Annotated in this window: 20 protein-coding genes; 15 read left to right on the forward strand and 5 right to left on the reverse strand. The window is 40.9% G+C overall.

The window, feature by feature from the left end:
* The first annotated feature begins 70 nt into the window (after nucleotides 1–70).
* Nucleotides 71–775 (forward strand): hypothetical protein, encoded by a 705-nt coding sequence (locus tag DFP82_RS05875; RefSeq protein ID WP_110922794.1) that lies wholly within the window; start codon nucleotides 71–73, stop codon nucleotides 773–775.
* A 184-nt stretch (nucleotides 776–959) separates the two neighbouring features.
* On the opposite strand, the gene DFP82_RS05880 is transcribed toward DFP82_RS05875, so the two are convergent.
* Nucleotides 960–1508 (reverse strand): RNA 2'-phosphotransferase, encoded by a 549-nt coding sequence (locus DFP82_RS05880; protein WP_110922795.1) that lies wholly within the window; start codon nucleotides 1506–1508, stop codon nucleotides 960–962.
* 608 nt (nucleotides 1509–2116) lie between these two features.
* Between DFP82_RS05880 and DFP82_RS05885 the strand changes: the two genes are divergently transcribed.
* From DFP82_RS05885 to DFP82_RS05930, 10 genes are all read left to right on the forward strand, one after another.
* Nucleotides 2117–3025: a LysR substrate-binding domain-containing protein gene (locus DFP82_RS05885; RefSeq protein WP_110922796.1), complete on the forward strand. Its 909-nt coding sequence runs from the start codon at nucleotides 2117–2119 to the stop codon at nucleotides 3023–3025.
* Between the two features lie 214 nt (nucleotides 3026–3239).
* Nucleotides 3240–4517, forward strand: a complete 1278-nt coding sequence (locus tag DFP82_RS05890; protein WP_110922797.1) for a 2-aminoadipate transaminase — start codon at nucleotides 3240–3242, stop codon at nucleotides 4515–4517.
* Nucleotides 4518–4580: 63 nt separating this feature from the next.
* The gene (gene hglS / locus DFP82_RS05895; RefSeq protein ID WP_110922798.1) at nucleotides 4581–6029 is read left to right on the forward strand and encodes a 2-oxoadipate dioxygenase/decarboxylase HglS; all 1449 of its coding nucleotides are present in this window, start codon (nucleotides 4581–4583) and stop codon (nucleotides 6027–6029) included.
* 148 nt (nucleotides 6030–6177) lie between these two features.
* Nucleotides 6178–7668, forward strand: a complete 1491-nt coding sequence (amaB, locus tag DFP82_RS05900; protein ID WP_110922799.1) for an L-piperidine-6-carboxylate dehydrogenase — start codon at nucleotides 6178–6180, stop codon at nucleotides 7666–7668.
* A gap of 106 nt (nucleotides 7669–7774) precedes the next feature.
* Entirely contained in the window at nucleotides 7775–9232 is a 1458-nt protein-coding gene (nhaC, locus tag DFP82_RS05905) for a Na+/H+ antiporter NhaC (protein WP_110922800.1), read from the forward strand.
* A gap of 17 nt (nucleotides 9233–9249) precedes the next feature.
* Nucleotides 9250–10536 (forward strand): L-pipecolate oxidase, encoded by a 1287-nt coding sequence (amaA, locus tag DFP82_RS05910; RefSeq protein ID WP_110922801.1) that lies wholly within the window; start codon nucleotides 9250–9252, stop codon nucleotides 10534–10536.
* Between the two features lie 167 nt (nucleotides 10537–10703).
* Nucleotides 10704–12101 carry an FAD-binding oxidoreductase gene (locus DFP82_RS05915; RefSeq protein ID WP_197100182.1) on the forward strand — a complete coding sequence of 466 codons (1398 nt, stop codon included), beginning with the start codon at nucleotides 10704–10706 and terminating at the stop codon, nucleotides 12099–12101.
* A gap of 93 nt (nucleotides 12102–12194) precedes the next feature.
* A complete protein-coding gene (locus DFP82_RS05920; protein ID WP_110922803.1) occupies nucleotides 12195–13223 on the forward strand; it encodes an ornithine cyclodeaminase family protein in 1029 nt (342 codons plus the stop codon).
* 96 nt (nucleotides 13224–13319) lie between these two features.
* Nucleotides 13320–14573 carry an NAD(P)/FAD-dependent oxidoreductase gene (locus DFP82_RS05925; protein WP_110922804.1) on the forward strand — a complete coding sequence of 418 codons (1254 nt, stop codon included), beginning with the start codon at nucleotides 13320–13322 and terminating at the stop codon, nucleotides 14571–14573.
* 501 nt (nucleotides 14574–15074) lie between these two features.
* Entirely contained in the window at nucleotides 15075–15953 is an 879-nt protein-coding gene (locus DFP82_RS05930) for a DMT family transporter (protein ID WP_110922805.1), read from the forward strand.
* Between the two features lie 226 nt (nucleotides 15954–16179).
* Here DFP82_RS05930 and DFP82_RS05935 read toward each other — a convergent pair whose 3' ends face one another.
* Nucleotides 16180–16869: a Crp/Fnr family transcriptional regulator gene (locus DFP82_RS05935; RefSeq protein ID WP_181416253.1), complete on the reverse strand. Its 690-nt coding sequence runs from the start codon at nucleotides 16867–16869 to the stop codon at nucleotides 16180–16182.
* An 85-nt stretch (nucleotides 16870–16954) separates the two neighbouring features.
* Here DFP82_RS05935 and DFP82_RS05940 point away from each other — a divergent pair, with 85 nt between their 5' ends.
* The 4 genes from DFP82_RS05940 (at nucleotide 16955) to DFP82_RS05955 (ending at nucleotide 20585) form a co-directional block, all read left to right on the forward strand.
* Nucleotides 16955–17746 (forward strand): class II aldolase/adducin family protein, encoded by a 792-nt coding sequence (locus DFP82_RS05940; protein ID WP_227680804.1) that lies wholly within the window; start codon nucleotides 16955–16957, stop codon nucleotides 17744–17746.
* Nucleotides 17747–17753: 7 nt separating this feature from the next.
* Nucleotides 17754–18626 (forward strand): alpha/beta fold hydrolase, encoded by an 873-nt coding sequence (locus tag DFP82_RS05945; RefSeq protein ID WP_110922807.1) that lies wholly within the window; start codon nucleotides 17754–17756, stop codon nucleotides 18624–18626.
* Between the two features lie 410 nt (nucleotides 18627–19036).
* A complete protein-coding gene (gene rluF / locus DFP82_RS05950; RefSeq protein WP_110922808.1) occupies nucleotides 19037–20041 on the forward strand; it encodes a 23S rRNA pseudouridine(2604) synthase RluF in 1005 nt (334 codons plus the stop codon).
* A 100-nt stretch (nucleotides 20042–20141) separates the two neighbouring features.
* Nucleotides 20142–20585, forward strand: a complete 444-nt coding sequence (locus DFP82_RS05955; RefSeq protein ID WP_110922809.1) for an SRPBCC family protein — start codon at nucleotides 20142–20144, stop codon at nucleotides 20583–20585.
* Between the two features lie 247 nt (nucleotides 20586–20832).
* On the opposite strand, the gene DFP82_RS05960 is transcribed toward DFP82_RS05955, so the two are convergent.
* The 3 genes from DFP82_RS05960 to DFP82_RS05970 all read right to left on the reverse strand — a co-directional run bounded on the left by DFP82_RS05960 (nucleotide 20833) and on the right by DFP82_RS05970 (nucleotide 24022).
* Nucleotides 20833–21144: a DUF1244 domain-containing protein gene (locus DFP82_RS05960; RefSeq protein WP_110922810.1), complete on the reverse strand. Its 312-nt coding sequence runs from the start codon at nucleotides 21142–21144 to the stop codon at nucleotides 20833–20835.
* Nucleotides 21145–21368: 224 nt separating this feature from the next.
* On the reverse strand, nucleotides 21369–22655 hold the full coding sequence (locus DFP82_RS05965) for an aminotransferase class V-fold PLP-dependent enzyme (protein ID WP_110922811.1): 1287 nt from the start codon (nucleotides 22653–22655) through the stop codon (nucleotides 21369–21371).
* Nucleotides 22656–22777: 122 nt separating this feature from the next.
* Nucleotides 22778–24022, reverse strand: a complete 1245-nt coding sequence (locus tag DFP82_RS05970) for a dicarboxylate/amino acid:cation symporter (protein ID WP_110922812.1) — start codon at nucleotides 24020–24022, stop codon at nucleotides 22778–22780.
* Nucleotides 24023–24063: the final 41 nt, after the last annotated feature.

Raw genomic sequence — 24063 nt, forward strand, 5'->3', positions numbered from 1 at the left:
TATAAGCTATTACAAATAAGTAATGGCACACATTTAACAACGTTAATCCAAATAAAAAAGGCAGTTCTGAATGACCAATGATAACCCGTTTAACTTTTTACCCTTGCAGCCTATCGGTAGGAACGAGACTGATAGTGCTAATGCCTATGCTCCTGAAGACATGATTAAAATATACGAACAGCAGTTTCTCATTCAAGTACCTGAAGAGCAGCTGACTGAGTTTTTGCCAGCACTAAAAAGATTTTATGACATTGATAATAATACATTAGACGTCAGTGCTATCATTTTTGAAGCCATCGCGGAATCCAGTATCATTTACAACCACAAAATCAAAGTAGGCGACTATCAAATACTAGGTGGGTTGATAGAAGAAGCGATTGAGTATGATGAAGACAATAAAAATGAAGAAGGTGTTGAAAACGAAGACATTCAAGCTTACACACTAGAATGTAAACGTGCTTTTTTCATCAATGATGTAGAGATACCTTATCATTTCAATTTATTTATTTATGGTGATGGCTATTCTACGTTAACCAAAAAAGAAAGCTTGTTAGAAAAAATGTATTGGTTCGTCAGAGGTAGATTCGAAGAGCATCTACTGGATGACGCTGAAGATAATGAAAGCTTAGAATCTATCAATGAGCAACTAGCCAGCTTAGGTATTCGTGAAATGGATCTGTCGACTATAGATGGGATAGTCAACTATGTAGAAGACAACATCATAGATGATGCCATGGTAGAGGCGCTGAACAAGTTATTAGATGATGCCGAGTAGTATAAAAAATAAGCCTATAAACTAGGCTGTCGCGGCGCATTCTATATGAGCTGTGTCTAAGGCGTGTTGAGCATTCACCGATAGCTGCTATTAGGGCTATTATTGAATGTTCAACACGCCTTTATAATGAGGGTATATCATAAGCTCATCAGGGTTTTAGTTGATGTAATCTAAAGAGTCTGTACTATTTATAGACGTTTATATAAGCGGGTGGCACTGCTAAAGTAAGCCAAACATTATTTTCTGCTTGATAAAACTTGCACCCATCTTCTTGCATTTTTTGACTATCAATATTTAATACAACAGGTCTACCATAACGCATGCCAGTTTTTACGGCTGTCTCATAATCTGCTGTCAAATGAACATATTGTCTGTCTTTTGATATAAGCCCTTCAGCGTTAATACTCTCAATGAACCGCTGAGCCGTACCATGAAACAAGCTTGCAGGAGGCGTTGTTTCTTCTAACTTCAAATCTACTGATTGCAATGAGTGACCTTGCACGGCTCTAATATACTGACCATCGCTAGCAACTGAAAAACGTCCCTTCTTATCGTTCTCTACAATAGAATGTATTTGCTCTAAAGTAATATTATTGCCTGATGTATTGGCCAGTTGAATTAGGTCATTGATATCAGCCCATCCTTCGCTATCAAGTGTTAAACCTATAGACTCAGGCTCATGTCTTAGAATGTAGCTTAGAAACTTACTGGTTTCGATGTTAGTTTTTTTCATGAGATTTTTCCAATAGGAATAATGGTTTCTATATTAACACTTATTCATTAGCATGCTGATTTGACATGGCTCTGTCAGCCTTATGACAGGTATCTATAGTAATGAAAATTTTTTAATTAAAACCACAGCACATAAACTTGAACATGTAAGGGAGGGGGAAACTAGCAACTGTCTTTTTACATAGTGATTTTGATAAATAATCTAAATAGGGAGTAACTTCAATGAATAAGCATAACCTTAATGCTGATTGCTAAAATTGCATCAAACTAGGCGCAAGCCGACGATAATGTCGAGACCTTAGCTAGATTTGCAACAACGTTTGGGGTGATTTTAGCATCAGCCTTTCAGGGCAGTACTCTTTTTTGCCAATACATGGCAAAATTGTTTCACCTAGAATGACTAGGCATCAAAAATTTCACTGCCTATTGTCTAAAAAATAGTGACTGCCAGCACTACATTTGAATGTTCAACAGACTCTATAATAAGCTAGGTATTGTTTAGCTCGCTGAGATGTAATACATATTCAAACTATGCAGGATTCATCATTTCCATCAACTGAATTTACTTCTTATACTTCAATTTATATGGCATACAAGAATAAATAAACTATGAAAACTGAAATCAAAACCCCACTAGCTTTTAGGAAGTATCCTTCAACGACTGCTTTACAGTGTTTTGAGACGGCAGCTCGACATTTAAGTTTCACTAATGCTGCGCAAGAAATGCATATGACTCAAAGTGCCGTTAGCAAGCAAGTTTCTCAGCTAGAAGAGATGTTAAACCTTTCTCTCTTTTACCGTACACATCAACGAATATCTTTAACACCTGCTGGAAAAGCTTATTACATCGAAGTTTTAGGTATTCTTAAGCATATTGAATTAGCGACTACGAACTTGATGTCACATAGTAGTAATACAGAAATACTCAAAATAGTAGCACATCCAACTTTTTGCTCACGTTGGTTGATCCCTGCATTGAAGGGATTTAGCAAAGAATACCCGTTAATTACATTAGATATTAAGGAAGAGGTTTGTCCATTTTTTCCTGAAGACCAAAATGTTGATATCGCTTTTCTATATGGCGATGGTGTTTGGGGAGGCATGGAAACTATCAAATTGTTTGATGAATATTGTGTTGCAGTTTGTCAGCCCGAATACCTACAGGATAAGTCCTTGTGTCTCGATAATTTAGATGCATTTACATTATTGCAATTAAGCTCTCGCCCTAGTGCATGGTATGAGTATTTTAAACAGCAAAATATCAGCGTTGATGGAACATTTAGAGGTCCAAGGTTTGATACTTTTCATGCCTGTATTGCTTCCGCTTTACTTGGATATGGTATTGCCCTCGTACCGTTACGTTTGGTAGAACCGGAGCTGAAACTAGGAACATTAGTAACGGTGTGGAATTATGAATCAAAGGGTAGAGGAGCGTATTATATGTCTTATCCTTTATCATTAGGTAATTCACATAAAGTGAAGGCTATTTCAGAATGGATTACAGAGTCTATGGCTTGATATTCTCATATGATTCAATAAAGGCTAGCTTTTTCAGTTAAATAAATGCTGCTTAATTTTCACACAAAAAAATCTAGGTTTATGCCTAGATTTTTTTATTTAAACAACAGTCGTACTGACAAAAAGGAATGAAAGCACAACTATTATTCGTTTGCTGAGCGCATCAGGTTTTGCTGAAATGAGGGTCACACTTAAGGAAGATAAGAGACTCTTAATGGACAAGTTATACAACGTCACTGATGCTTTTACCATGGTACATCCTATCACTCTAATTAAAGGTAAAAATGCAAAAGTATGGGACGATAATGATCAATGCTACATCGATTTTGTGGGTGGCATTGGTGTCTTGAACTTTGGACATTGCCACCCTCACATCGTGACAGCCATTATCAATCAAACCCAATCGCTCATTCATTATGCTTACAATGCAGCTGCTCACACTCCCTATCAAACCTTCATGCCGCGATTGTGCGAGCTCATTCCTATCAGTGGGGAGCTATCGGGCATGCTCACCAATTCTGGTGCAGAAGCCACTGAAAACGCTATAAAGATTGCCCGTCTCAAAACTCAGCGCGTTGGTGTCATAGCGTTTGATGGTGGGTTCCATGGACGTACACTCGCTGCTGTCAACTTGAATGGCAAAGTTGCTCCCTACAAGCGAGGATTAGGGCCTTTGGCCGGTAGCGTCTACCATATTCCTTTCCCCAGTCCAGACAATGAGGTGAGTGACCAACAGGCAATCGATGCGCTAACTCGTTTGTTTGAAGTAGAAACTGACATCAATAATATTGGTGCGATTATCGCAGAGCCCATACAAGGGGAGGGTGGGTTTCAATTAATGTCGCCATCTTTCGCTCAGTATCTGCGCGCCTTTTGTGATGAGCACGGTATCTTACTGATTATGGATGAGATTCAATCAGGTTATGGACGTACTGGCTCACCATTCGCCTTTTCATATTTAGGCATTGAGCCAGATATGATACTGCTTGGCAAAAGTATTGCAGGCGGCTTGCCCTTAGGTGCGGTTGTAGGCAAGGCCAGTGTGATAAATGGCTTGGCTAAAGGCAGTTTGGGCGGTACGTATTCTGGTAACCCAGTGGCGTGCGCAGCGGCAAATGCCACGATAGACATCATGCAAGAGGATGATGTATGGGCATCTGCCAAGCACTATGCGCAAGTGATTGAAACAAGTATCGCGCAATGGCAGGCGGAAGGCGTTTCCCCTTGGCTGTATGGTCTCACAGGTATTGGGGCGATGCGCGGTATTGAGCTTCGTCATACGGAGTATGGATCTCATCCTAGTGTGATGACTCACGTACTAACCCAAGCGCGGAAACAAGGCCTACTGCTCATGCCAAGTGGCAAGCACCGTCATATCATTCGATTGTTACCACCACTGACCATCGAGCATGAAACACTAAAAGCTGGCCTTGATATTTTAAGAGACGTATTACGTACGATTCCTAATCAAAATCCAGTCGACTGGTCTTAAATATACAGATTAATTATTAATGGGATTCAAGCCCACCGTAGATGTAAAAAAGGATAAATATCTATGAGTAATCACAATTTTATGAACAGTGATGATATTCGACATGAGTTTTCTATAGCCATGTCAGTAATGTATCAAGCAGAAGTTCCGTTATATGGGGATCTGATTAATTTGGTCAGTAAAGTGAATGCTGAGGTCTTGGCCACGCAACCTGAGATCAAATCTCAATTATTACATACTGGAGAAATTGAGCGATTGAATATGGAGCGGCACGGCGCGATTCGGTTGGGTACAGCATCAGAATTGAGTATGATGCGCCGTCTTTTTGCTGTTATGGGTATGTATCCTGTGGGCTACTATGACTTAGCTCCTGCTGGAGTGCCAGTGCATTCGACTGCGTTCCGGACTCTGGACTCTCATTCGTTGCACAAAAGCCCCTTTCGAGTATTTACCTCGTTATTACGTCTAGATCTCATTGGTGATGTGGCTCTTGAAAGAGAGGCTATTAAGACACTACAAAAGCGCCGTATTTTCACTGATGATGTGATTGAACTTATTGAACGTTTTGAGGTGCAAGAGGGCTTAATCCCTGAGGATGCTCAACATTTTATAAAAGAAGCGTTAGAGACTTTTCGCTGGCATGACAAAACCCCTGTGACAAAAGAGCTATACCAGAAATTATTACACCAGCATCCGCTTATTGCTGATGTGGTGGGTTTTAAAGGCCCTCATATTAATCATCTAACACCCAGAACACTGGATATTGATGTGGCTCAACAGAAAATGCAGACAGGAGGTATACCATCAAAAGCCATTATCGAAGGACCACCTCGAAGAGCGTGCCCAATCTTGCTAAGACAAACAAGTTTCAAAGCGTTAGAAGAGGCTGTGAGCTTTAGAACTGCCAATATAGGTGACTCAGATGAGTGCTGTGATGGCTATGAGCAAGGGTCTCATACGGCACGCTTCGGTGAAATTGAGCAACGCGGAGTAGCGTTAACCCCAAAAGGTAGAGCGTTATATGACACGTTGCTTAACGAAGCTCGTAACCGGTTGGGGGTGACACCTAATGAAGATAATGCATTACAGTACTATCAGATTCTAGATGAGACATTTAGCAAATTCCCTGACAACTATCAAACCCTACATGATGCCGATCTAGCATACTTTTATTATCAGCTAACTGACAACACACATGATTCTGGTCAAGCACAAGCATTGCTATCAGCCACATTTCACAAAGTTGATTTGAGCACAATATCTCGTGCTGAGCTGAGCACGCTTATTGATGATGGTGTCATTCGTATTGAGCCAATTGTGTATGAAGATTTTTTGCCTGTGAGTGCAGCAGGAATTTTTCAATCTAACCTTAACCAGAGTAAAAACAATAGCTATGATCATTCTTCAAGTCAACAGGATTTTGAACAAGCATTAGGAACTACGGTCTATGACGAGCTTAAATTATATGAAGAAATACAGGCTCAAAGTCTGAAGCAATGTCTTGCTGTTTGAAGTTGACAGTAATATTAACGTGTACATTTAAGGGCCATTCCTAAATGGAATGACTGCAAGAATTTTATTATTTTGCAAGTTATTAGGTTGCAAGGTAATTTAATAAGTGTGTTGAGAAACTAATAAACCATTATACAAAGGATTGATTATGATTAAGCAATATATGTCTGCAATGGGCGTACAAGAAGAACACTATCAAAATGGTGACTTTGAAATAAATACTCCGATTGATGGCACTGTTATTGGCAAGGTTACTTTAGACAGTGTTGCTGAGGTTAATACCAAAATTCAAAATGCCAAAACTGCTTTTCAAGCATGGCGCACAGTTCCTGCACCAAAGCGTGGTGAGTTGATTCGTTTGTTAGGTGAAGTGCTGCGCGAGCATAAAGAAGATTTGGGTTTCTTAGTATCGCTAGAAGCTGGCAAGATTAAAGAAGAAGGCCTTGGTGAAGTGCAAGAGATGATAGATATCTGTGACTTTGCAGTAGGTGTGTCACGTCAGCTATATGGTTTGACTATCGCATCAGAGCGTCCAGGTCACCATATGCGTGAAACTTGGCACCCACTTGGCGTTATTGGTGTTATTTCTGCCTTTAACTTTCCAGTGGCAGTTTGGGCTTGGAATACAGCACTTGCTATTGTCTGTGGTAACCCAGTTATTTGGAAGCCATCAGAAAAAGCACCGCTTGTCGCATTGGCTTGTCAGGCGATGTTTGAAAAAGCATTAGCGAAGTTTGGTGATGCGCCATCTCATTTGTCGCAAGTCCTGTTAGGTAAGACAGATGTTGGTAATGCTTTAGTCGAAAGTAAAGACATTGCATTGGTCAGCGCGACAGGCAGTACGCGCATGGGTAAAACGGTTGGACCTAAAGTTGCTGAGCGATTTGGTAAATGCTTGCTAGAGCTTGGTGGCAATAATGCGATGATCTTGGCCCCAACTGCTGATTTGGATTTAGCACTCCGCGGCATTCTATTTTCGGCAGTGGGTACAGCTGGTCAGCGCTGTACTACATTGCGCCGTTTGTTTGTTCATGAATCAGTCAAAGATGATATTTTGCCAAGGGTTAAGGCCGCATACTCGACAGTCAGTATCGGGCACCCATTAGAAGGAAATCTAGTAGGCCCATTGATTGACCAAGACAGTTTTGAAAACATGCAAGAAGCATTGGAAAAAGCAAGAAATGCTGGTGGTAAAGTTACAGGCGGCGAGCGTGTATTGTCAGATAAATACCCCAATGCTTACTATGTAACGCCTGCTATTGTCGAATTTGATGAACAAAACGATGTCGTACGAACTGAAACCTTTGCACCTATCCTATATGTCATGACTTACAAAAAATTTGATGATGCACTAGAGATGCAAAACGATGTTCCACAAGGATTATCGTCATGTGTTTTCACCAACGATTTACGTGAAGCTGAAATATTTTTGAGTGATCGTGGCAGTGATTGTGGTATTGCCAACGTCAATATTGGTACTAGTGGTGCTGAAATTGGTGGAGCATTCGGTGGTGAAAAGGAAACAGGTGGTGGTCGCGAGTCAGGCTCAGATGCTTGGAAGAACTATATGCGTCGTCAGACCAATACCGTTAATTATTCAACAGAGTTGCCACTTGCTCAAGGTATTAATTTTGGCTAAGCGATATAGAAGCTAAGCATTGATGATGCTGACTATTGATAGCAGTACTTATAGCTATCAATAGTCAGTACTAATAGTAGTTATTACTAAGGAAGGTAGAACTATCATGATTGATGACACACAGAACGATCCTGCTAAAGATGGCTATGGTGCCTCTTCTAGCTTCTTACTCGATATCGCCCCACTTGTCTTGACCGCCATGATTTTAATGGTACAGTTTTTTGTGTTTAAAGACTTTACCCCCCACATTCCATTGGCTTGCGGTATTCTAATCACGGGCTTGTTTATGAAGCTGCGTGGCCGAGACTGGGCTGGCATGGAAGAGCGATTTTTAAAAGTGGTAAAAATAGGCTTACCCGCAATGATTATTCTAATGGGCGTGGGCATGCTGATTGGGTCTTGGATTATAGCAGGGACAGTGCCGACCATTCTTTATTATGGATTTAGCATTTTTTCGCCGTCTTCATTTTTGGTCTCTGTCTGTCTTATTTGTGCCATTATCTCGGTTGCTACCGGTACATCTTGGGGTACTGTGGGCACAGTAGGGCTTGCCATGATGGGTATTGGTATGGGCCTTGGTATTCCGGCACATTTTACAGGCGGAGCTATTGTCTCTGGTGCTTTCTTTGGTGACAAAATGTCGCCATTGTCTGATACAACCAATTTAACCCCTGCCGCCGCTGGTGTGGATCTTTGGGACCATATCAAAGGTATGTTACCGACGACAATTCCTGCGATGCTCACAGCTTTAGCGCTGTATGCTTGGATTGGCATTAGTTACGGTGATGATAGTGTCGATCTATCTTCTATTCAAGCATTGCAAAGCACACTAGCGGATAATTATAGCTTAAGTATTATTACTCTATTACCTGCTGTAGTAGTAGTTGGTGCTGCCATTATGAAAATACCCGCTATACCTACGGTGTTAAGTGGTGTAGTGGTCGCCTCATTAGTAGCTTTTTTCATGCAAGGTATTGGTGTTAGCGAAATTTTCAATGTTTTGCAAAACGGCTTTAAGAGTGAGACGGGTTTTGAGGTTGTTGATAAATTATTATCAAAAGGTGGCCTAATGTCGATGACATGGGTTGTCACTCTAACTATTTTTGCACTAGCGTTTGTGGGTTCGCTTGAGCATTACGGTACGCTCAAAGCCATTATGGTAAAAGTAGATAAAATAGTGAAATCGCGTTTAGGCTTGATTCTCACAACCTATGCCAGTGTTCTTGGAGTAGGAACGATTATTGGTGATGTCTATACCACGTTGGTACTCCCAGGACGTCTGCTCAAAGATAAGTATAAGGAAATGGGTTATAAACGAACCACACTGACACGATCTATTGAAGATGCGGGTACGCTATTATCACCGCTAATTCCTTGGAACATGGGTGGTAGTTTTGTCGCCGCCACGCTAGGTATAGCAACATTAACCTATGCACCTTTTGCCTTTGCCTGTTGGTTGTCTCCTTTATTTGGTTTGCTATGGGCTGTGTTGGATAAATTCATACCGCGTGACGAACCTGTTGCGGCTACAGATACCACAGTACCTTCTCTCAATAAATTATAACTTCACCGGAGTACGAAATGTTGCAAGAGCAATGTTTGTGGAGCGTAACTGCGCCCAAAATTCATCCCTATGATGAGCTTCGTAGCGATACCCGGACCAGTGTTTGCATCATTGGTGGCGGTTATACAGGATTATCAGCTGCTATCCATTTAGCAGAAAAAGGGGTCAAAGTCACCCTGTTAGAGAGCCAGAGTATTGGTAGTGGTGGCTCTGGGAAAAGTGTTGGTCTGGTCAATGCAGGCACTTGGGCACGTCCTGATGATTTAAATATAGCTTTGGGCGAAGTTGAAGGTGAGCGTTTGACAGAAGCATTAGGACATGCGCCCAGTCTCGTATTTGACTTGATTTCACGCTACGGAATTGATGCCCAAGCCACCCAAAATGGCAATATTCATATGGCTCATAATGCCAAAGGCGAAGCTGATGTTGATATTAGATATGAGCAACTAAAGCGCCGCGGTGTGAATGTAGAAGTATTAACGGGTAGCCGTTGCCATGAATATTGTGGTACTACTAGCATTAATAAGGCGCTATTAGATCACCGCACAGGCACGTTGAACCCATTAGCTTATGTAAATGGTCTTGCAAAAGTAGCAACTGAATTAGGAGTGACGATTTATGAGCACTCTACGGTTAATACTTTAGAAAAATCTGATGGAGAGTGGTATGTAAGAACGCCTAAAGCTAGCGTAAAAGCAGAGCGCGTCATTATCGCAACCAATGCTTACACTGAAGGTGAATGGACCGAAGTATCCAAGACCTTTTACTTCGTCTCTTATTACCAAATAGCTTCTGAACCTCTGACGGGTGAGTTGGCCGATCGTATCTTACCTCATAAAAATGGGGCTTGGGATACCCGCTTGGCCTTGTCTAGTTTTCGCCGCGATCATGACGACCGTCTGCTACTCGGTACAGTAGGTGGTAGAGCTTGTAAGCCCAAATCTTTTTATCAGTCATGGGCAAATTGTGTGCAAAAAAGCTATTACCCCGATTTACCTAAGTTTAATTGGCAATATGAATGGTATGGAAATTTTGGCTTTACGCAAGACCATATTTTTCGGGTATTAGAGCCTGATGAAGGCATTCTAACAGCCACAGCTTATAATGGCCGTGGTATCACTACTGGTACACTAATGGGCAAATGCTTTGCTGATTATATTCTAACGGGAGATAGAAGCAGTATCCCACTGCCTTTTAAAACGCTAAAGGAATCCAAAGTCGCTTTATCGAGCATGAAGTCTGTATTTACCGAGGTAGGCCTTACTTTATATCATGCAGGGCAATGCTTAAAAATTATTCGCTAACGTAAATATCAGGTAGCAATAATAGATATTTCATTAAAGGTATCACTGATAATTATCAATATAAACACCATTGGTATGGTACGTGGTAATTAGGTGGTCTGTTCTATCTTTCATCATAGTAGGGAATACATCTGGTGCATGAACTTTTAGAATCATCTCAAGTCGTTATCAATACCCTAATACAGTCGCTATTACATGACTATAAATACGATGCTAGCCAAATCAAAACTGACGCTGAGAGTTTAGAGCATTGGGGCAAAGACTGGACCAAGCATTTTGCCCCAGCTGCATCTGCTATCGTCTTTCCAAAGAGCACAGAGCAAGTGCAATCCATCGTACTTCTTGCCAATGAACACAATATTGTCTTGACCCCCAGTGGTGGTCGTACAGGACTCTCTGCTGGTGCTGTCGCTGCCAACGGTGAAATCGTCGTCAGCATGGATAAAATGAATCATATCGGACAGTTCTATCCTGCAGATCGCATGGTTGAAGTTGAAGCAGGCGTGATCACTCAGCAGCTGCAACAGTTCGCAGATTCCAAAGACTTGTACTATCCTGTCGACTTTGCCTCAGCAGGATCAAGTCAAATCGGTGGCAATATCGGAACCAATGCTGGCGGTATCAAAGTCATTCGTTATGGTATGACGCGCCAATGGATTATGGGACTGACTGTCGTCACAGGTAAAGGTGATATCTTGCATCTCAACCGCGGTATGGTAAAGAACGCCACGGGTTATGACTTACGTCAATTATTTATCGGTAGCGAAGGCACGCTTGGCCTAGTCACTCATGCACAAATCAAGCTTGAGCGTCAGCCACAAGACTTAAACGTCATGGTGCTGGGTATGGATAGCTTTAACGATGTCATGAATGTACTGGCAGCGTTTCAAGCGAAGATTGATTTGACCGCCTTTGAGTTCTTTGATGGTGTGGCCATTGATAAGCTGATGGCACATGGTCAAGTGCAAGAGCCGTTTGAATCTCGCACCAAATTTTATACTCTATTAGAGTTTGAAACACCCTACGAGCCCATCATGGATAAAGCCATGGCCATATTTGAGGATTGCATGGAACAAGGTTGGGTTGTAGATGGTGTCATGAGCCAAAACATCACGCAAGCAGGCGAGCTTTGGAAGCTGCGAGAGTATATCTCAGAGACTATCTCGGTATTTACGCCTTATAAAAATGATGTCTCTGTGCTTATCAGCCATGTGCCAGAGTTTATAGAACAGATTGATCATATTGTCAGCAGTAAATATCCTGACTTTGAAGTGTGTTGGTTCGGTCATATTGGTGATGGTAATCTGCATCTCAACATCTTAAAGCCTGAGAATATGAGCAAAGACGATTTCTTTGCCGAGTGTCAGATTGTCAATAAGTATGTGTTTGAGACGGTACAGAAGTATGGCGGTTCGGTGTCTGCTGAACACGGTATGGGCATGACGAAAAAGCCTTATCTACACTATAGTCGCAGCGAGACTGAGATTGATTATTTACGAGAGGTCAAAAAAGTCTTTGACCCTAATAATATTATGAACCGCGGTAAGATTTTTGATATTAAATAGAAGAATTTAGCTATTAACAATGTTTAATTTCTATGCTTTATAACATCTTTATAATCCGTAATAACAAATTAACAGGGCAGTTTGGGGATAATTATGCAAATTTTAGATATTAATACGGTAAAAAAACAACTGACGATGTCAATGGCAATCAACGCCATTGAGGATTTACTCAAAGTACAAGGCGATCATCCAACGTGGATTAAGACACCTGAGCGCTTAGTGATTCCTACTTTTGAGGAAAGTAACAAAAACACATCTGGCTCACATCTATCTATGCCCTCAGTGGTTTTTGATGGTGATAACGAGTATGCAGTGGTAAAGCTGGTAAATATCTGTCCAGACAACCCTAAACGTGATAAGCCAACAACCATGGCAGTCATTACTGTATCAGATAATGCGACAGGAGAGCTCTTGGCATTTTTGGATGGTATATATATCACTCAAGTACGAACCGCGGCGCTGTCTGGAATTGCGACTAAATATTTAGCGAATCCAGCCAGTAGAGAGGCGGCGGTAATAGGCACTGGAGGAATGGCATATGAACAACTCAATGCGATACTCACTGTGCGTCCAAATATTCAAAAAGTAACGGTTTGGAACAGGACGCCTCAGACGGCACATGAGTTTCAGAATAAATTTGAGCAAGAATATCCACAATGGCAAGTCGATTTTAGAGTTTGTGAAAGTGTCGAAGAGGCTATTAAAAGCGCTGATATTATTAATCTTGCGACACGAGCGATGACAGGATTGTTTGAAGCTTCTCAAATAAAGCCGGATGCTCATATTAATGCGGTTGGTGCTTATCAAGCAACGATGAAAGAAGTCAGCAACTCGGTTATAGAAGCCAGTACTGCTATTATTATCGATGATGCAGAAGGTGGTTTACATGAAGCAGGTGATTTAATACAAGCTCATAATGACATTCAGAGCACTTGGACATGGGATCAACTGACAGGTACGTTAGGCGATCTGGTCAATAAAAAAATCAGTATTGATGCGAATGAGGGTAAAGGTATTACGCTATTTAAATCAGTGGGCGCAGCAAGCTTTGATGCAGCAGTTGCCATAAAGATTGCCCAAAAAGCTGAAAAAGAAGGTTTAGGTCAGTCTATTGAGCTATAAAAATATTTAGCCAATAAATTGATTTTTTTATGAAAATCAATGTAAAGACAATTATTTTAAATTAATGAAATGGGCTTACTATTTAAGGGTATTAATATGCGCTATGACGTGATCGTTATTGGTGCAGGTATGGTGGGAACATCTATAGCCTGGCACCTTCAAAAAAGCAACTCTCAAGTTCTCTTGCTCGATAAAAAGCAACCAGGAGAAGAAACGTCATATGGTAATGCAGGTATTATCACAAGAGAAGCCGTAAATATTAAACCATTTCCTAGAAGTTTTAGAGAATTTTTTAGAGTGTTACCAAATAATAGTACCGATATTCGATACCGTTGGTCTGCTATATATCATCTTAAAAGCCCATTATTACAGTACTGGATGAGCTCTAGCCCAAAAAAAGTCAAAGAAATCGATAAAGCATGGTCTGCTCTTATTCAGCATTGCACAAATGAGCATGACCCTATGATTAAGGCGTCAGGCGCTGATGGCCTAGTTAGAAAGATAGGCTGGATTGAGCTTCATCGTATATCTAATAGTTATGAATACGCCATTGGTAAAGCAAAAAAAGCGGCTGATCAAGGAGTTGAGTACGAAGTTTTATCGCTAGCAGCGCTAAAAGAGTTAGAGCCAAACATAAATTTTGAAGACTACGTCGGTGGTATTCATTGGAAAAATTCTTGGCAAATAAAAAATCCCAGTAATCTTGTAAAAGCATACGCTGAAAATTTTGAACAAATGGCTGGTGAGATAAAGCAGTCAACAGTAAACAGTGTTATACAGACGGAAGAGGGTTGGCAGGTTACGACAGATGGCGAAACCTATTTATGTCAGGATTTAGTCATTGCTGCAGGTCCATGGTCAACTAGCCTAATCGAGCCATTGGGTTATAAGATACCGCTGTTTCCTATGCGTGGTTATCATCAACACTTTAAAATGACGGATAAGAATGAATTCTCTCACAGCTTGTTTGATGCAAACAAAGGTTTTGTAATGGGAGCAATGGATCAAGGTATTAGAATTACGACTGGAGCTGAAATGGCAATGTCAGATGACCCAAAAAACTTTAATCAGCTAGAATCAGTACTGACGTATGCACGCAACGTTCTACCGCTTGACGTAGCTGTGGAGTCTGAGGCATGGTGTGGCACAAGACCTTGTCTACCAGATATGAAGCCAATTATTGGGCCAGCATATAAACACGATAATTTATGGTTTGCCTTTGGTCATGCACATCAAGGTATGACACTTGGGCCAGTGACAGGGCGTCTCATTGAAGAGATGATTAATGGTAAACCCTTACTGATTGATGCAAAGCCATTTAGTAGTGAGCGCTTTGCTTCCAAGATTTAAAAAACGTAAATTAGGAATCGTGCTGATAGTGACAGAGAAATACCGTCAATATTTGGATCTCAATATTAGGGCGTGTCTTCAATTCACTCGATAGTTATCTAAATGGGCTAAATCTTGCCAAACATCGTCAAATAGCTGGTTAATATCCCGATATTATCTACACTATTTTTCTTGTTTGACGGCAATTTATCTCATTTTTATCACCATTTTTGAAATAAAGACACGCCCTAACAGTATTTCATACCAGTCTTAATATTTTTACCTATATTTTTTCAGACAATTATGCCGCACACGGTATTTTTATTAATAATGTTTTACCTAGCTGATAGCTTCCCTAAAATTGCTGTGCGCTGTAAAAATCTACCAATGGGACATTATTATCAGAAGGCGCTGGGTATCACTGGCCAGAGCATATAAGTTAATGGTAGTTTGATTCGTTCTATCTAATGAGCTGATTAATGTCTCTACCCTTAAGCTAATTGCCTTATAAAGGGTTATTCTATGTTCCGAGCATATGCTGTACTGGTTTTGCTAGGTATTATTTGGGGTTCAAATTTCATTTTTATGAAATGGGCGATAGCTCTAATTACACCCTCTCAAACCGTATTTTTAAGAGTATTATTTGGCTTTTTACCTTTGGCATTAATTGCATGGCATAGAAAAGTCATTACTCGCAAACAGCTGAGATATTTACCTCACTTTATCGTAATGTCGGTGCTTGCAACCTCGTTCTATTATTACGGGTTTGTTGCGGGTACAGCATTATTGCCCACCAGTATTGCTGGATTACTAAGCGGATCAATCCCTATATTTACGTTTTTAGGTGCGGCATTATTCTTACCAGAAGAACGCCCCACCAAGCAGATGGCGATAGGGATTATTTTAGGGTTTGCTGGTATTGTATTGAGTGCGCAACCATGGCAAGGAGATGCAGGAGTATCTATTATAGGTGTTTTGTGGATGCTTACTGGCTCTTTGAGTATTGGTGCGTCGTTCGTATATGCACGTCGTTTCTTATCTCATCTAAAGCTGCCACCACTTGCATTAGCCACATGGCAAATAGGTATCGCTGTTATAACGCTTGCGGTATTGATTGATTTTGATGGTATTACTAATATAGCAACAGACAGTCAAGCCATGTGGGGAACTTTTTTTGGGCTTGGTATATTAGGAACGGGAGCCGCTTTTTTGATTTATTACTATATCATTGAAACGCTAGGCTCGGTGCGTGCGGCTGGCGCAACTTATATTGCCCCAGTTGTTGCTGTTATTATTGGCGCAATAATAGGAGAGGATATTAGTCGTTTAGAGATTATAGCTTTACTATTGATTCTTGGTGGCGTTCTGCTTATTCAGACTGGCAGGAACAAAGTAGCATAGCTCAAATCTTGCACATTAAAATATCTCTATAGTCAATCCACTATGATAATGAGATATCTGAGATTTATCTCACACTCATAGAGCTTGCTACGATAGCTGGTCTTTGTGTTGGCGTTGAGTGCTTTGACTTTGAGTCATATTGGTCTTAATGACTGGAGATATTGACAGATTATAATAAGCTATGTATTGAGTGGTTTGCTAAGAAGTTGTTTAATCTATATTCGAGTTAGGCAGGATTCATCATTGCCATTAATTGAGACTTGTCTTTTATAGTGATAAAACCATAATGCATCTCGATAATGTTCTGTTTTTGCCACGATTGGATGATTTTATTGATAGTTTGTCTGGTAGTGCCAAGCATAAAGCCAAGCTCTTCTTGCGATAAGCGCAGATCTATTTTGATATCATCTCCCGTCTGCTTGCCATAAGTATCGATCAGTCCAATCAGCATACTAGCCAGTCGCGCTGAGGTGTTGAGTGAGGTAGCATCATCAATCCAATCAAATGCTCGGCGAATTCGCTGGCAAGTAATAAGGGCGAGATGCTTGTATAAAATCGGATGCAATTGCGCTGTCTGAATCACTAGATTTCTAGGGATAGAGATTAGCGTTACTTTGTTAATCGTCCACGCATCATGGGTGCGAGGATTGTCATCTATGATAGATATCTCACCAAACCACTCGCCACTGGATAGATGCGCCAGTGTCATGGCATGCCCACTAGCACTAACATTACACACTCTAATCGTACCCGACACAACAAAGTGTAGAGCGGCATCATCGCCATCACCGATGGCATGAATCATTTGACCTTTTTGGTATACCTTTAGCACAGCATCGCCCGCCAGTAGCGGCTGCACAATGGCTGGTAGTTGACTAAACCATGGGTCGTTATTTAAATAATGATTAATATTCATAAGTGTAATGTTTTTGACAGATTTGGTTTTATAAAATGGTGTAAAGTAATCATTCGGGAGATTTAACACAGTAAAGGAATACACCATGCAAACAGCTATGCAAACCGCGACATCAATGGATTCAACATCGAGTGTACACCATAATATGAGCGAACAAGAGTGGCAGATGCGCGTAAATCTTGCTGCCTGTTATCGAATGATTGCCTCTTATGGTTGGGATGATCTGGTATTCACTCATATCTCTGCGCGCGTACCAGGTACTGAGGATGAGTTTTTAATCAATCCGTATGGCATGTTATTTGAAGAAATTACCGCTTCTAGCTTAGTTAAAGTCAACAAAGCAGGCGAAAAAGTAGCACCATCAGAGTTTGAGGTCAATCCAGCTGGATTTATCATTCACAGTGCTGTGCATGAAGCTCGTGAAGATGCGCACTGCGTCATTCATCTGCACACAAATGATGGTGTTGCCGTCTCAGCGCAAGAAAAAGGCTTACTACCCATCTCGCAACAATCATTATTTCCGCTATCTAACTTGGCATACCATGACTACGAAGGCGTTGCATTAAACCCTGAAGAAAAGGTCCGTTTGGTTGCTGATTTAGGCGATGCTAACTTTATGATTTTGCGCAATCATGGTCTGCTCACCTGTGCCGATACGGTTGCCAATGCGTTCTTGTACATGTATATCATGCAAAGAGCTTGTGAGATTCAGATCAAAGCGCAGAGCGGAGGAGGTGCCTTGACGCTGATACCAGCACAAATATTGGCAGGTATCCAAGCTGCATCAGAGCAAGTGACCCGAGGTGCGAATGGCGATATAGCATGGCCTGCATTGTTGAGGAAGTTGCGCCGCACTGACCCATCATTTGAGGAGTAAGTTTCTAATGATAACTCTTGATGAGTGGCAACGGCAGGGGCAATATGAATCCATTCATGGGTATCAAATATTCACTCGGTATGCAGGGGATAAAAGTGCGCCTGTATTGCTATTGATTCATGGTTATCCTAGTGCCAGTTGGGACTGGGAGGGCATGTGGGATACGCTAACCGAGCATTATTATGTCATCACCCTCGATATGCTGGGGTTTGGGTTATCAGCCAAACCCAAAAACGCGCGCTATCTAATCAGTGAGCAGGCCGATATTTATCAAGCGGTTTTAGAAAGGCTGGGCATCAGTGATTATCATATCTTAGCGCATGACTATGGTGATACAGTGGCTCAGGAGTTGCTGGCAAGACAAGTTGAGGATAGTATTGAGCTACGCATTGCCAGCGTATGCTTCTTAAACGGTGGTTTATTCCCTGAGACGCACAAACCTATCTTGGTGCAGAAACTACTGCTATCGCCATTGGGTCCTCTGGTATCAAAGCTGATTAATAAACAGAAATTTGCGGGCAGTCTACAACGGATATTTGGCCCCGATACACAGCCTACGTCAGAGGTGATAGACACGTTATGGCAGTTGTTAAATCACAATAACGGATTGGGTGTGATGCATAAGTTGATTAACTATATCCCCCAACGCCAGCAGTACCGTGAGCGATGGGTAGGTGCCATTATCAACAGTACCGTACCTGTGAAATTGATTGCTGGTGCCAGAGATCCTATCTCAGGACAGCATATGATTGATCGTTATCGTCAGTTGATACCCGATGCTAATGTAACCAATATGCCTATGTTAGGTCATTATCCGCAGATAGAGGATGCAGCGGCAATCACAGCGGCCTATCTACAATTTAGACGCAGTATTCTGTAAATACCGTTTAATCTAAAACACGCAAGGCATCAAGTGGTGCTCTGCGTTTTTTATTCTATTCTCATTGCTTGAGTCTCAAGCGCGTATAAGCTATTAGCTGAGTTAGAAAAACGCATCACGAAATGAATCGCATAGGTCAAAGTGAATTAAGTTCAGAAAATGAAGAGACAAGCTCAATCTGTTCCATGTTTTTCAATGCTTATCTGTTTTTTAAACCTTTGATATGATGAACAAGTAATTTTGACGCCACTCTGATTGACATAACTCTGGATATATTTCTAACTCTTCGCTCATCTCTCCTCAAAGGGACACTGAATTTCCTATATAATGAGAGCTATTTCGTTATTGATAATCCATTCAATTTAGGCTTTTTGAGCAAAAAAGCTTTTCCTCAGGTAAAACGGTGCTCTATGTTTAACGCTTCCTCGACTCGTTTAAATAAATACATCAGCGAAAGCGGTATCTGCTCCAGGCGAGATGCTGATCGCTTTATTGAACAAGGTAATGTGTACATTAATGGCAAGCGCGCTTCGGTGGGTGACCAAGTGGCTGCTGGAGATGCGGTAAAGGTTAATGGGCAGCTTATTGAGCCACGAGAGCCCGATGATTTTGTGTTTATTGTCTTGAATAAGCCAGTGGGCATTGTGAGCACCACAGAAAGCTCCGAGAAAAATAACATTGTCGATTTTGTGAGACATAGTTTACGTATTTTCCCGATTGGACGTTTGGATAAAGATTCCCAAGGGTTAATATTTTTGACCAATAATGGCGATCTGGTCAACAAGGTGCTACGTGCTGGTAATAACCATGAAAAAGAGTATCTGGTCACGGTCAATAAGCCGTTAACCGATAGTGTTATTGAGGGTTTGGCGGGCGGTGTACCAATGCTTGGCAAGATGACGAAAAAATGCCCAGTGACTAAAGTAGCGCCTAATGTGTTTAACATTACGCTAGTTCAAGGTCTGAATCGTCAAATTCGCCGTATGTGTGAGCATTTTGGCTATGAAGTCGTAAAACTTGAGCGTACACGGATTATGAATGTAAGTCTCAAGGGTACGCCCGTTGGAGACTGGCGAGACTTAACGCCAAAAGAGTTGTCTGTGTTACTTAAATCTGTAGAAGACTCTTCTTCGCAAGATAATAAATCACCTAAGAAATCTAGTAATGCATCACGAAAAAAACCTCGTACTGATGCCTCATCAAAGTCAAAACCGTCTTCAAAATCGGCGGGTGCGGCAAAGGGGCGTAACAAATACGCTAAGGATGATGCTAAAAAGCCAGCAGGTTCTAAAGGTAGAGATGGACGTCCTGCTGGTCGTGGTAAGCCGTCAGGGGGTAATGGTAAGTCTGGAGGCAATGGCAAACCTGCTAACAATGGCAGGCGTCCTTCAAAAGGCCGAGGGTCTAAGCGGTAGTAGTTTCGCGATCATAAGTTTTTAACGTGCGACTGCTTTATTCATTTTTAAATGTCAGTAAGCTAAATAATTTTAACTTTGACCTTAACAGGATAATATTATGTTTAAAATAAAAGTAGAACGCATTGTCAAAAAACCGATTGATGAGGTATTTGAGGCACTGAGTGACCACGCCAGTTATGGCTCATTTAAAGCCGTAGGTGTAGCTAAGTTGGTGAATGAAGGTGACGAGGAGCGCAATGGCGTTGGGGCTTTACGTACCATTCAATCGGGACCTGTTAAGTTTTGGGAGCGCATCACGGCGTTCGAGCGTCCTACTCACATGCAATACCAAATCGAAAAATCTAGACCTATAAAAATGCAACATGATAAAGGCGTCATTGATTTAAAAGACTTGGGCGATGGCACCACACACGTGACTTGGGTATCTGAGGGTCGATTGACTGTACCATTGCCATTATTCGGTCGCCTATTTGACCGTCAAATGCAGAAGCAAGGAACCATAGGGTTTAGCAGTATACTCAAATCTATAGAAAGCCGCTAATCTAGCGGCAGTATTGGCTTTTTTGATATAACTATCTAGGGCGTGTCCTCAATTCAAACGAGTGCCCTCTAAATGGGCTAAAAATAGCTAAATTTTGCCAAACATCGTCAAATATCTGGTCAATATCCTGATATTATCTGCGCTATTTTCCTCGTTTGACTGCAATTTATCTTATTTTGATCATCATTTTTAAAATGAGGACACACCCTAGTGATGGCTTATTTTATTTGAGCCATCACTGTCAGCTTTAATCTGCTTTGTTCTTAGCAGCTTCTATCTCGTTAAAACGTGCTAACTGCTCGGGCGTTGCTTTCTGTTGATACTTCTCTTTCCACTCAGAGTAAGGCATACCATAAACAAGCTCGCGCGCATCTTCGTATTCGATTTCAATACCACGCTCTTCACCAGCCGCTTTATACCATTTGGATAAACAGTTACGACAAAAGTCAGCAAGGTTCATCAGTTCGATATTTTGTACATCTTTACGCTCGTCTAAATGAGCCAATAAGCGACGAAATGCCGCGGCTTCTAATTCGATGTTTGATTCTAATTTTGCCATAAGGTTTTCCTAGTTATAATTGAGTCATTTCAAAACTGAAATGATACTAACGATATAAATATTGCGCAACCTATGTCGTTCTATATTAAAAAAGGTATACAAGAAAACTTGGCAAACTCGTTGTATTAGCTATATTTTGACTAAAATGAGGTGAATGATATAACTTCATTTCAGTCAAAACTGTTATATGTCGGAATGATTAAAAGCCTTTAAGCTAAGTTAAATTACTGCATCTGACAAAGTGTTTTGGTAACTTCTAAAAATTCTTCTATATCTTGTAGATTATGGCAGTGGATAGGTGATACACGAATTGATCCTTTCAAACCAAATGATTCCAACATTCTTGAGGAGTAAGGGCTTGATAGTAAACGTTCGAAAGTGACTACCCCTGCGGCTTCATAATGATCTACGGCTTTCTTATATTCTAAATTGTCAAAACCAATAGCCATAATAAAGTCTTTTTGGGTCAAGTCTTTGCAATCTAAATAGACGTTTACGCCGTCTATATGTCTTAATCCTTGCACATTTTCAGTGCCTTCTAACATTGCGTGCATTAAAGCTCTTTCATGCAATTTGATACGGGTCATACCTTCTACAAAAAGATATCTTCTTTTCGTTGAAGTAATGAACTGCTCTCCTAACCAACACACGTAATTGACGACTTCAGTGACTGCTGCAAAATGTGCTGGGGCAGGGCTACCAAGTTGCCAATAATCATGTGGCTTCGCAATTAACTTATTGTGTGGTAATTTCGCCAATCGCTCTGATACATAACCAACTCCAAAACCACGTGGACCAAAAAACTTATAAGGCGCAAAATTAATCCCGTCAACGGCTACCTTGCTCACATCGATAATCCCATGTGGTGCATGTTGTACGGCATCAGCCACAATATACAGATCAGGTTTAATTTTTCTTGCTTCGGCCACTATTTTGGCTTCATCTAACAAGGCACCAGACACATTTGATGCATACATAAAGCTTAATAAACACGTATCTTGGTCAATCAGTTTGATCACTTCCTCAACATCGACGCCACCTGTCACAGGGTTAGTCTTAGCCACTCTTAACTCTTTCCCTGTTGCCTTGGCATAAGAAGCCATTGCGTCATAAGCCGAAGGGTGCTCTAACAAGGTTGTCACCACATTATTGCCAGGTACATTCTCCATCACAGTTCTGACTATATCAAACATGACCATAGAGGCAGTGAGCGATGTAACGATACTGCCTTTATCAATATTTAAGATGGTTTCTATGGAACGATACCCTTCTTCTTGGATATCCATCAGCCATTTCGCAGTTGTATTGCCATGCTCTGGACAGTCTGGCAATTCATCTAGTTCTTTAAAAATATTACTGGCCGCTTTTAATCTAAATGAGCCACCTGAGTTATCAAAGAAAAGCCTTTTTGTTTTATTAATTGGGTCGATATCCACGTGATAAAACTTGTCTTTAATCATCTCACTCAAGGACTCACTAAAAAGCTCACCTTGTTCAATGTTGTATTTCATGACGATTATCCTATTATTTTTTTGAAAATTAAGAGTGAGTAAGCAAGGCAGATAATAAAGTCACAACACCGTATTCTCTGCTTTGTTTAATAGTTTTAGCTCTATTGTGTAATGTAAGAGAGTTATGTTTTGGCTAATTTTACTTCCTGATTGGGTTCAATCTCGTCTTCAAATAAGTTTTCTATTCTGGCAATACAAAGCATTGAAACCATGTCGCCTGTTACGTTGAGTGTGGTATGTCCCATATCAATTATTCTGTAGATTGCCGCAATTAAGCCGATAATATCAGCAGGTAACCCAATTGAGTCCAATAGAATAACCATCATCACGATGCCACCACCTGGAATCCCCGGCGAACCAATTGCTATTAGCGTTGCCATAGTGATGGTCATAAATTGTTGAAAGAGTGTCATCTCAATGCCATATATCTGAGCAACAAACATAGTCCCAACGGCGAAATAAACGGCTGCGCCATTCATATTAATCGTTGCACCCAGAGGAAGAGAAAAACCTGCTAGCTCCTTTGTCACACCAAATTTTTCTTCTGCTACTTTCATGGTGACTGGAAGAGAGCCTGAACTGCTTGTTGTACTTGCCGTGATAGCCCAAACGGCAGGGATATGTTTGAAAAATTCTTTTAAACTTACTTTAGCTACGAACTTTAATAGGAAGATATATAAGAATAAAACAACGCAGATCATCGCTACATAATCAGCCAAAATAAATTTAGCCAACGGTCCAAATATCTCCAAGCCATACTCACCAACTGAGGCAGCGATTAGTGCAGCAACACCATAAGGAGAAAATCCCATAATAATGTCAGTAACCTTAAGCATTATTTCCGTTCCACTATCAACAACTTTCTTGAAGGGCTCGCTTTGTTTGCCTAGTATTGTCATTCCAATACCAAAAAAGGAAGAGAAGATAATAATTTGCATTAAGTTACCCTCAGCAAGCGCTTGAATAGGGTTAGTCGGTACCATGCTTAACAGGGTTTCAGAGACACTAGCCATCTCTTTTATTACAACTGGATCTGTTGAAATAATATTCATCTCAAAACCTTGTCCAGGCATTAATAAATTTGCAACAATAAGTCCAATGACTCCTGATAACAAAGTGGTTACGACATAAAATAGTAACGTTTTACTACCCACACGTTTTAACTTTTGTATGTCTCCCATATTGGAGATTCCACTTGCTATTGAGAAAGCCACGAGTGGTACAACTATCATCTTGATTAGGTTTAAGAACAGATCTCCAATGGGCTTTGCGATCAGCGCTTGTTCTTTAAAGAAGATACCTGCGGCTATACCTATGGCAAATCCAATGAATACTTTAGTACTTAGTTGCATCCTTTTTTTTCTCATAATGACACTTCCTATGTGTTACGTTCATGTGAGGTTCTAAC

This window comes from Psychrobacter fozii (assembly GCF_003217155.1).
Taxonomy (GTDB): domain Bacteria; phylum Pseudomonadota; class Gammaproteobacteria; order Pseudomonadales; family Moraxellaceae; genus Psychrobacter; species Psychrobacter fozii.

Coding starts and splice junctions, on each gene's coding strand:
- DFP82_RS05930 (WP_110922805.1), top strand. CDS start 15,075: ATGTTCCGAGCATATGCTGTACTGGTTTTGCTAGGTATTATTTGGGGT.
- nhaC (WP_110922800.1), top strand. CDS start 7,775: ATGATTGATGACACACAGAACGATCCTGCTAAAGATGGCTATGGTGCC.
- DFP82_RS05920 (WP_110922803.1), top strand. CDS start 12,195: ATGCAAATTTTAGATATTAATACGGTAAAAAAACAACTGACGATGTCA.
- amaA (WP_110922801.1), top strand. CDS start 9,250: ATGTTGCAAGAGCAATGTTTGTGGAGCGTAACTGCGCCCAAAATTCAT.
- DFP82_RS05890 (WP_110922797.1), top strand. CDS start 3,240: ATGGACAAGTTATACAACGTCACTGATGCTTTTACCATGGTACATCCT.
- hglS (WP_110922798.1), top strand. CDS start 4,581: ATGAGTAATCACAATTTTATGAACAGTGATGATATTCGACATGAGTTT.
- DFP82_RS05970 (WP_110922812.1), bottom strand. CDS start 24,022: ATGAGAAAAAAAAGGATGCAACTAAGTACTAAAGTATTCATTGGATTT.
- DFP82_RS05880 (WP_110922795.1), bottom strand. CDS start 1,508: ATGAAAAAAACTAACATCGAAACCAGTAAGTTTCTAAGCTACATTCTA.
- DFP82_RS05875 (WP_110922794.1), top strand. CDS start 71: ATGACCAATGATAACCCGTTTAACTTTTTACCCTTGCAGCCTATCGGT.
- DFP82_RS05925 (WP_110922804.1), top strand. CDS start 13,320: ATGCGCTATGACGTGATCGTTATTGGTGCAGGTATGGTGGGAACATCT.
- DFP82_RS05960 (WP_110922810.1), bottom strand. CDS start 21,144: ATGGCAAAATTAGAATCAAACATCGAATTAGAAGCCGCGGCATTTCGT.
- DFP82_RS05885 (WP_110922796.1), top strand. CDS start 2,117: ATGAAAACTGAAATCAAAACCCCACTAGCTTTTAGGAAGTATCCTTCA.
- amaB (WP_110922799.1), top strand. CDS start 6,178: ATGATTAAGCAATATATGTCTGCAATGGGCGTACAAGAAGAACACTAT.
- DFP82_RS05940 (WP_227680804.1), top strand. CDS start 16,955: ATGCAAACAGCTATGCAAACCGCGACATCAATGGATTCAACATCGAGT.
- rluF (WP_110922808.1), top strand. CDS start 19,037: ATGTTTAACGCTTCCTCGACTCGTTTAAATAAATACATCAGCGAAAGC.
- DFP82_RS05955 (WP_110922809.1), top strand. CDS start 20,142: ATGTTTAAAATAAAAGTAGAACGCATTGTCAAAAAACCGATTGATGAG.
- DFP82_RS05965 (WP_110922811.1), bottom strand. CDS start 22,655: ATGAAATACAACATTGAACAAGGTGAGCTTTTTAGTGAGTCCTTGAGT.
- DFP82_RS05935 (WP_181416253.1), bottom strand. CDS start 16,869: ATGAATATTAATCATTATTTAAATAACGACCCATGGTTTAGTCAACTA.
- DFP82_RS05945 (WP_110922807.1), top strand. CDS start 17,754: ATGATAACTCTTGATGAGTGGCAACGGCAGGGGCAATATGAATCCATT.